This window comes from Streptomyces milbemycinicus, assembly GCF_002154605.1.
Classification (GTDB): domain Bacteria; phylum Actinomycetota; class Actinomycetes; order Streptomycetales; family Streptomycetaceae; genus Streptomyces; species Streptomyces milbemycinicus.
Genome location: NZ_MUNE01000700.1, coordinates 1 through 8,951 on the forward strand (window position 1 = coordinate 1; position 8,951 = coordinate 8,951).

The window sequence follows — 8,951 nt, forward strand, 5'->3', positions numbered from 1 at the left end:
GGGTGAGGGAGGCCGGCAGCCCGGGGTCCAGCCAGGTCATCTGGAGGCGGGTGCCGAGCGGAAAGCCGAGCGCCGGGATCACGGGGTTGGACTGCAGCCAGCCGCCGCTGGGGGTGGCCGCGACCATGTTCCCCCAGCGGTCGACGACATCGAGGTGGCAGGTGTCGCCGCGGGTGGTGCCGTCGGGGCCGACGGTGGGCTCCCCTGCGCCGGGCGCGGTGGCGGGTCCGGGGGCGTGCGACGCCGCGCGCGCGACCGCGGCCAGGGCCTGCTTGCTCAGGCGCGGCTCGCGGCCGCCGGGCCGCCCCGGCCGCAGCTCGTGGCTCGCGCGCTCGCCGATGAGCGCCCGGCGCTCGTCGTTGTACGGGGCGGACAGCAGATCGTCGAGCGGGACGTCGGCGGCGTCTCCGTACCAGGCCTCGCGGTCGGCCATGGCCAGTTTGCCGCCCTCGATGAGGGTGTGCAGATAGTCGGGGGTTCCGTAGTCGTCGGCGGTCAGGCCGGGCGGCAGCAGGGCCAGTTGCTGCAGGAACACCGGGCCCTGGCTCCAGGGTCCGGCCTTGCACACCGTCCAGCCGTTCCAGTCGTAGGTGGCGGGGGGCTCGTAGCCGGCCGAGAAGGCGGCGAGGTCGTCGCGGGTGAGGGTGCCGGCGTGGCGCTCCCCGGACGAGTCCATGGTGGGCCGGGCCGCGGCCTCGGCCAGCGCCTCGGCGATGAAGCCCTCGCGCCAGATCCTGCGGGCCGCGTCGATCCGGGTCTCGCGGCCGGGGCCTGCCGCCTCGGCCTCGGCGAGCAGCCGCCGCCAGGTCGCGGCGAGGGCGGGGTTCTTCAGCAGCCGCCCGGGAGCGGGGGCCTTGCCACCGGGCAGATACAGCTCGGCCGAGGTGGTCCACTCGGTCTCGAAGAGCTCCCGTACGGTCTCGACGGTCTCACCGACGCGCTCGACGGCGGGATGGCCGCCTTCGGCGTAGCCGATCGCATACTTCAGGACCTCGGCGAGCTGCTTGGTGCCGTGGTCGCGCAGCAGCAGCATCCAGGCGTCGAACGCGCCGGGCACGGCCGCGGCGAGCGGGCCGGTGCCCGGGACCAGGTCGAGGCCGAGCGAGGTGTAGTGGTCGATGGTGGCCCCGGCGGGGGCGGGGCCCTGTCCGCACAGGACGGTGGGGGCGGAGCCCGCCGGGGCGAGGATGATCGGCACCTCGCCGGCCGGTCCGTTCAGATGCGGTTCGACGACGTGCAGCACGAACCCGGCGGCCACGGCCGCGTCGAAGGCGTTGCCGCCGTCCTCCAGGACGGCCATGGCGGACTGGGACGCCAACCAGTGGGTGGAGGACACCATGCCGTGGGTGCCCTGGAGGGTGGGGCGGGTGGTGAACATGACGGGGCTCTCCTGGTCTCGGTACGGCTTGATCGTTCCACGCGGGTGCGGGTGCGGGCGAGGGGGTTCGTGACGGCGGGCTCTTGGCAGCGGGTTCCGATACAGCCCGGCGGCGCCCCGGCGCCCTTGATGTTGCCGATGTAGAGGGTGAGCCTGTAGTAGCCGAGCGGGCGAGTGGAACAGTTGCAGCCCCGGCTCGGTGAAGCGCCCTGCCGGCCTCGACCGGATCCATCTGGTCGCCGACCTGGATGTCGCCGGAGAGCAGATTCGCCATCCGGACATTGCCGTCGGCGATGGTCCGGTAGTCGCCCACGCCCCGCTCCGCGCAGCGGAACGGGCCACCGCAGGTGGGGTGGGGTGGCTTGCGAACCGGTCACCGTTGCTGCGGAGCGAGAACCAAGCACGCTCCCCCAAGCTCTCGGCTTCGCTCGAGCAGGGGAGACCCCATTTGCTGTCCGAGCGCACCTACACCTGCACCGCATGCGGAACTGTCTCCCCACGAGACAAGAACTCCGGTGCGACACGAAGTCGCTCCATTCAAGTGGGGGCAGCCCACAGAGAGGAGAGATACGGGTTGTCTCCCTGACAAGTGTCCAACAGTCAGTCCCCAAGCTCGCATGCGTCGCTGGTAACGGCGGGGTGTGAAGCCGAGCCGGAAAGCCCAAGGGTCTCTGAGCCGTCCGGAGACCACAGGCGAGGGGAAGATTGGACAGGGCGAACATGCGTGAACCTCCGGCCATGCCTCGTTAATGTCACGGTCATAAGACGGAACGCAAGAATGACCGACAGGTCCTTGACGCAGAAGAGCGTCAGGTGGTCTCTCCAGACGGAGTGGGAGGGACGCGGACACCATCGGACCCGGGGTAGAGGGGGCGCCCTCCCCAATCGCATCTTGATGGAGCGGAACGTGGAAACCCCGCTGCGATCTGTCCTTGGACAGTAGGCGACCGTAAGGAAAGCCGATGTTGCAACGGGAACAGGATGGTCCAAGAAGCGAATGCCGACAGATCGAAAGATCAGGGGAAAGCGTGGAAGCCCGCTCTGGGGTGCTGCGTATAACCCGTCGGATACGGACCGATGTCCGGCCCGAGAGGGAGCTGACGTGGACCGGGTGGAACTTTGAAGTGAAGGTGGGGAGGGACCCGAACCGATGGACAAGTTGGACGCCACAACGGCCACGCCGGCCGCTGTGATGAACGGACCTGAAGACGGCCCTGCTCTGGACTGGCACGGCATCGACTGGGCCCGTGAGGAACAGAACGTACGGCGACTCCGCCAACGGATCTTCAAGGCGTCGCAGGAAGGGGACCTGGCCAAGGTTCGCAACCTGCAAAAGCTCATGCTGCGATCGAGGAGCAACACGCTGGTCAGCGTGCGGCGAGTCACCCAGCAGAGCACCGGCCGCAAGACCGCCGGGATCGACGGGGAAGTAATCCTGACTCCGGGAGGACGAGCGCAGCTCGCCCAGGAGATCCAGGAGAAGCCGACCCGGCGACCTGACCCGGTCAAGCGGGTGTACATCCCCAAGAGCAACGGGAAGCAGCGGCCACTCGGAATCCCGGTGATTAAAGACCGCGTCCACCAGGCGCGCGCCAAGAACGCACTGGAACCCGAGTGGGAGGCACGATTCGAACCCAGATCCTTTGGCTTTCGCCCGGGAAGAGGCTGTCACGACGCGATCGAAAGCATCTTCGCCGTGACACGCCATAAATCCTCGGGGCGGATGTGGATCGTGGACGCGGACCTCTCGGCAGCCTTCGACCGCATCCACCACGACCGGCTCATGCAGTCCATCGGTTCGTTCCCAGCCGGGGAAATGATCCGGGGATGGCTGAAAGCCGGAGTGATGGAAAAGGGAAGGTGGGCGCCGACAGAGGAAGGCACACCACAAGGGGGCGTAATTAGCCCTCTGCTGTTGAACATCGCTCTGCATGGGATGGAAGAAGCCGCAGGGGTGAGATACCAGCGCAAAGGGCAGGACCGAGAGCCCAGCGCAAAGCCTGGCACCCCAATCCTGATTCGGTACGCCGACGACTTCGTGGTGCTCACGTACTCGAAGGAGGAAGCGGAGCAGACCAAGCAAATTCTGGCCGCGTGGCTGGAGCCCCGAGGGCTCCAGTTCAACGAGGACAAGACCCGTACCGTCCAACTGGACAAGGGATTTGACTTCCTGGGGTTCAACGTCAGGAGGACCAGTAAACGCAAGGTCATCATCAAGCCGAGCAAGGGTGCGGTTCGGAGGATCCGGGAAAGGCTGCGGACTGAGGTGAAGGCACTGCACGGAGCCAACGCCGCAGCGGTACGGCAGAAGCTCACGCCGATTGTGCGTGGGTGGGCGACGTACTACCGAGGGGTGGTGTCCAAGAGGATCTTCAGTCAACTGGACACCTACGTCTGGCAGCTCACCTACAAGTGGGCCAAGAGACAGCACCCCTACAAGCCGAGGCACTGGGTGACCGCCCGGTACTACGGCAGATTCAACAAGTCGCGGGCGGACGTGTGGGTGTTCGGCGACCGGGATACCGGCGTCTACCTCCCCAAGTTCGTCTGGACCCCGATCGTCCGGCATGTCGTGGTTAGAGGCGGCGCATCCGTGGATGACCCGTCCCTCCAGAACTACTGGGCGAACCGGCGCCGCAAGCAAGCGCCGCCCGTCATGGACAAGACCAGCCTGAACCTGGCATTCCGCCAGCAAGGGCTGTGTCCGCTCTGCGACGGGGCCCTGATCACCGGGGCCGAATACGAGCCAGATAATCCACGAGCATGGATTGAGTGGTTCGAGGCTGTGGCGAGGCGGTTGCATAAGCACCACTTCGTCTACCGGCGGGATGGCGGAGGGAACGACATGAAGAACCTCCGACTTGTACACGCCGACTGTCACCGGCAACATCACGAAGCCGACGACAGGCGGACCGGACGAAAATCCAGACGCCCACAGGGTTCTGCTTGAGCCGGATGCGCTGAAAGGTGCACGTCCGGTTCTGAGGGGGCCGGGGCCCGGTGACGGGCTCCGGCTACCCGACCCCGCGTGATGCTCAACCGGGCTGGTCTCAACCCGGCTGGTGCCGAGGGCATAAGACCTGACGGGACGCTGTCCCGCCAGGCTGCCTGAGCCAGGATTCTCTCTCCTTCAGGAGGGAGAGGATTCAAAGTGCGCGGTGCATGATGTGCAGCCCCACGTATCCCTTCGTCGGGTGGTGGAAACCTTCCGGGAGCGTGCCCAGCACCTCGAAGCCGAGCGACCGGTAGAGCCGCACCGCGTGCACATTGGTCTCCACGACCGCGTTGAACTGCATCCGGCGGAAGCCCGCCGCCCGGGCCCAGTCCAGTGAGTACGCACACAGCGCCCGGCCCACGCCCTGTCCGGAGTAGGCCGGGTCGACCATGTAGCTGGCGCTCGCGATGTGCGCGCCGTTGCCCATGTGGTTGTTGTTCATCTTCGCCGTGCCGAGGACAGTGCCCGCCTCGTCCACGGCGACGACCGTACGGTTCGGCGGCTCAAGGAGCCACCACTCGCGGCTCTGTTCCTCGCCGAGGTCGAGCGGATAGGTGAAGGTCTCCCCCGCGGCGACGATCTCGTGGAAGAAGGGCCAGATGGCGGGCCAGTCCCGCGGTGCGGCTTCCCTGATCAGCATCCGGACATGATGCCGAGGGGTTACGCGGCTCCGCCAGCGTTTTCTGCCCGCGCCCTCCGGGCGGCGGCCGGGGTCAGGCCCGCGCCGCCAGCTCGCCGAGGAGTTTCCAGGTGCGGCGCTCGTCCTCGGGGGAGCCGATCGCGGTCTGGGTGTAGATGAGTTCGGTGGCGCCGGCCTCGAAGTACGCGGCCACTTGGGTCGCCAGCAGCTCCTCGTCGCCGATCGCCACGAGGTCGACGGGGTTGTCGATGCCCTCGCGGTCCAGCGCGGCGCGGTAGGCGGGGAGGTTTTTGTAGGGGGCCATGTTCTCTTCGGCGCGGGCGCGGGCGCCTTCCACGTCGGCGGTCACGACACCGGAGACGATCACGGCCACGCGGGGCGCCGGACGGCCGGCGGCCTCGGCGTGGCCCGTGAGGGTGGGAACGGTGTACTCGGCCAGGGTGCGCGGTCCGGACAGGATCGGCAGCGCGCCGTCGGCGAGTTCACCGGCGGCCCGCAGGGTCTGCTCCCCCGCCGCCGCGACCAGCACCGGCACCCGTGGCCGGGCGCCCGGCACACTGGCCGACAGCGAGGTCTTGGCCACCAGCGTCTCGCCGTTGAAGTCCACTGTGCCGGTCTCCAGCAAGGAGCGCAGCGCCTCCAGGTGTTCACGCAGATGGCGGACCCTGGAGTGCGGCGCGAGCCCGTAGGTCTGCTCGACGAACGACTTGGTCGAGAGCCCGACGCCCAGCGTGAAGCGCCCGTGGGAGGCCGCTTGCGCGGTCTGGGCCTGCATGGACAGCGCGATGGGGTGGCGCGGATAGATGGGTACGACCGCGGTGCCGATGTCGATGCCGGGGACCTCGCGGGCGGCCAGGGCGGCCACCGTGATGGCGTCGTGGTCGAACCGCTGGGTGAACCAGGCCGCGGACAGCCCGGCGTCGGCCAGCTCCTTCACCTGGCCGATCAGGGTGTCGACGGAGTTGGCCTCGCGTGAAAGCTGGGTGTGGTCGGTGGGCAGGGCGACACCGATGCGCATGACGTGCTCCGAATCGACGATCGATGGACGGCGGAACCCGCCGTGGGCGGGGATCGGGAGCATATCTTAACTCGGTAACAAAATTTACCGGGTCAAAATTTAACTGCCGGAAGTCACGGCGCACCGGCGCGGCGTCAGGTGCGTTCCGGAGTGCGCTCCTCGGCGGGGGCGTTGGCCGCCGCCGGGGCCGCCGGGCGACGGCGCGGGAGACACAGGGCGGGGAGTACGGCGGCCAGCATCAGGGCCACGGCCCAGAGGTAGGTGTCGGCGAAGGGCCCGGCGTGTGTGGGGGTGGTGGTCCCGCCGCCGTTGATGGAGAGCGTGACGGAGAAGAAGGCCACACCGGTCGCGGCGGCCACTTGGGAGGTGATCTGAAGGGCCGTCGAGGCCGAGGGGGCGTCGTCCGCCGAGAGCCCGCGGGTGGCGGCGGCCATCGTCGGCATCATGGTCATGCCGACGCCGATACCCAGCACCAGGAGCGGAACGGCCACCCGCCAGTACACGAGGTTGTCCGACAGCTGCAGGGTCAACAGCCCCATGCCGAGCACCGCCGTGGTGACACCGCCGGCCACCAGCCACCGCGGCGCGACCTTGTCCGCGAGCCGCCCGGAGAACTGCATGGTCACCCCGGCCGCCAGCCCCAGCGGGGCGCCCAGCAGACCGGAGGCCGTAGCGCTCTCGCCCCGCACCACCTGGAAGTACATGGGCAGCAGCAGCATGCTGCCGAAGTAGCCGACGACGAACAGGCCCAGCGTCCCCGCGCCCGCCGCGAAGGCCCGGTCGCGGTACAGCCGCAGATCGATCAGCGGATGCGGGGAGACCCGGGCCCGTACGACGAAGCCCACGACCAGCGCGGCCCCCACGACCGCCGGGAGCACCACGCCCACCCCGCCGAAGTCGCGGTGCTCCGCACCGGTGGACAGACCGTAGATCAGCGCGGCCAGGCCCGGGGAGAGCATCAGCAGGCCCGGGACGTCCAACCGCTGACCGGGGGCTCCCACGGCGCGTGGCAGCGCGCGGGCGGCGACGAACAGAGCGGTGACGCCGACGGGCACATTGATGGTGAACATCCAACGCCAGGAGAACGAGTCCACCAGCCAGCCGCCCAGCACCGGCCCGCTCACGGGGCCGATGAGGATGGGGATGCCCATGATGCTCATGATGCGGCCCATGGTCTCCGGGGTGGCCGCCCGCATCATGATCGTCATCCCGGTCGGCACGATCATGCCGCCGCCCAGCCCCTGCACCATCCGGAAGGCCACCAGCGACTCGATCGACCACGCCGTTCCGGCCAGCAGGGAGCCCAGGGTGAACAGCGCGATGGCCGTCATGTAGACGCGTTTGGTGCCGAACCGCCGGATCGCCCAGGCCGTCACCGGGATCACCGCGGCCAGGGCCAGGGAGTAGCCGGAGGACACCCACTGGACCGTGGGGAGCGGGGCGTCGAACCGCTGGGCCAGCGGGTTGATGGCGACGTTCACCACGGTGGTGTCCAGCACCGACATGATGGAGCCGAGCGTGACCACGGCGGCGAGGACCGCCAGCCGGGGTGAGGTGGGCGGAGCGTCGCCGGGAGCTTGCTGTGTATGTGACATGACGGAGCCTTGTCCTTGTGATCGGCGGGGCGGGTGGATCGCCCGCCCGCGTCCTGAGACTCCGATATCAACCAAGGTTCAAGTCAACCGGGGACCGGCTCCGGCATGTTGTTCGGCTCAGGTCAGCGGCAGCGCCCGGATCGACTTGCCGCGTACGACGTAGAGCCGACCCTGGCCCACCAGCGGCTCCGTGGTGCCGAGTATGGAGCCGGACGAGTCGCGCAGGGTCCACCGCGTCCGTCCGGTGCGGCGGTCCACCGCGACCGCGGCGGCGCGGCTGTCGGAGGACGGCGGGAAGACCAGCCCGCCGGCCACCGCGGTGCCGGCGGGCGGCGAGGCGAGGTCGGTGTCCGCCTTCCACCTCCACCGCACATGATGTGACGCCAGGTCGATGGCGAACACATGCGTGCCCAGGACCGTGAGGTAGGCGACGCCGTCCGCCAGGGCGGGAACGCCGAACACCGCCTCGTCGCCCGTGCCGGAGGGCAGCTGGTCGGGGTCGAGCTGCCGGCCCCCGCGGCCGGTGCGCAGATCGATCGTGCGCAGCCCGGACCCGGTCATCAGCACGGTGCCGCGTGCCACTGTCGCCGTCCACCGCGGCACCATGTCGCTGCCGTCACCCGCGACCAGACCGTCCCCGGGCAGCGCCACCTGCCACCGCCGCCGGCCGTCGGCCGTGTCGTACGCGGTCACCGAACCGTCGTCGACGAGCACCAGCCGGCCCTCCGCCACCACGCCCGGGAGGTGGGTGGCCGAGCCGCGCTCGAGCTCCCGGCGCCAGCGCACCTTCCGGGCCACCATGTCGTACGCGAGCAGATACCGGCGGCGGCTGTCCGGCGTACCGTCGCGGTGCGCGCCCGAGTGGCCGGTCACATACGCGGTACGGGCGTCCCCGGCGCTGATCGGGTGGTCCGTGAAACGGAAGGTCACCCCGAGCGGGTCGGAGTACCAGGTCCTGCCGTCGGCAGGGTCGACCATCGCCAGCCGGTCGTCCCCGTCGGCGTAGGTGGCCTTCATGACGATCAGATCGCCGCAGGCCATCGGCGTGTACCCGGACACCGCGGGCGCGGTCCAGCGCAGCGTGCCACGGCGGGCGTCCACACCGAGGATGCCGGCCCCCGGGTCGGCCTGTACGGCGATGACTCCCCGGTGGTACAGCGGCGTGCCGAGGTCCCCGAGGGGGCCGCGGTACTCCCACAGCGGCTGCGGCGCGGTGTCCGTACCGGAGCCGCCGGGGCCGGGCCGGGGTTCGCCGCGGGTGTCGTCGTCACCGGAGCCGGCCACCGCCCACCACACACCGCCCGCCACTCCGGCGGCGGCCAGGG

At 69.5% G+C, this 8,951-nt stretch carries 6 protein-coding genes; 1 reads left to right on the forward strand and 5 read right to left on the reverse strand.

Features of this window, described 5'->3' with window-relative positions; all coding sequences use genetic code 11:
* Positions 1–1,378: gamma-glutamyltransferase family protein (locus CCN51_RS43335; RefSeq protein WP_107426221.1), on the reverse strand; the 1,378-nt coding region annotated here is incomplete at its 3' end.
* Positions 1,379–2,528: 1,150 nt separating this feature from the next.
* On the opposite strand from CCN51_RS43335, the gene ltrA reads away from it, so the two are divergent.
* Positions 2,529–4,328: a group II intron reverse transcriptase/maturase gene (gene ltrA, locus CCN51_RS43340; RefSeq protein ID WP_014173487.1), complete on the forward strand. Its 1,800-nt coding sequence runs from the start codon at positions 2,529–2,531 to the stop codon at positions 4,326–4,328.
* 196 nt (positions 4,329–4,524) lie between these two features.
* Here the strand turns inward: ltrA and CCN51_RS43345 are convergent, their stop codons facing one another.
* The 4 genes from CCN51_RS43345 to CCN51_RS43360 form a co-directional block, all read right to left on the reverse strand.
* Positions 4,525–5,013: a GNAT family N-acetyltransferase gene (locus CCN51_RS43345; protein ID WP_014173488.1), complete on the reverse strand. Its 489-nt coding sequence runs from the start codon at positions 5,011–5,013 to the stop codon at positions 4,525–4,527.
* A gap of 73 nt (positions 5,014–5,086) precedes the next feature.
* Positions 5,087–6,031: a TIGR03564 family F420-dependent LLM class oxidoreductase gene (locus CCN51_RS43350; RefSeq protein WP_043488800.1), complete on the reverse strand. Its 945-nt coding sequence runs from the start codon at positions 6,029–6,031 to the stop codon at positions 5,087–5,089.
* A gap of 134 nt (positions 6,032–6,165) precedes the next feature.
* Positions 6,166–7,626, reverse strand: coding sequence for a DHA2 family efflux MFS transporter permease subunit (locus tag CCN51_RS43355; protein WP_014173490.1), 1,461 nt, complete (start codon positions 7,624–7,626; stop codon positions 6,166–6,168).
* A 117-nt stretch (positions 7,627–7,743) separates the two neighbouring features.
* Positions 7,744–8,951 (reverse strand): outer membrane protein assembly factor BamB family protein (locus CCN51_RS43360; protein WP_158104752.1); only part of this gene is annotated, 1,208 nt, incomplete at its 5' end.

Coding starts and splice junctions, on each gene's coding strand:
- ltrA (WP_014173487.1), top strand. CDS start 2,529: ATGGACAAGTTGGACGCCACAACGGCCACGCCGGCCGCTGTGATGAAC.
- CCN51_RS43345 (WP_014173488.1), bottom strand. CDS start 5,013: ATGCTGATCAGGGAAGCCGCACCGCGGGACTGGCCCGCCATCTGGCCC.
- CCN51_RS43350 (WP_043488800.1), bottom strand. CDS start 6,031: ATGCGCATCGGTGTCGCCCTGCCCACCGACCACACCCAGCTTTCACGC.
- CCN51_RS43355 (WP_014173490.1), bottom strand. CDS start 7,626: ATGTCACATACACAGCAAGCTCCCGGCGACGCTCCGCCCACCTCACCC.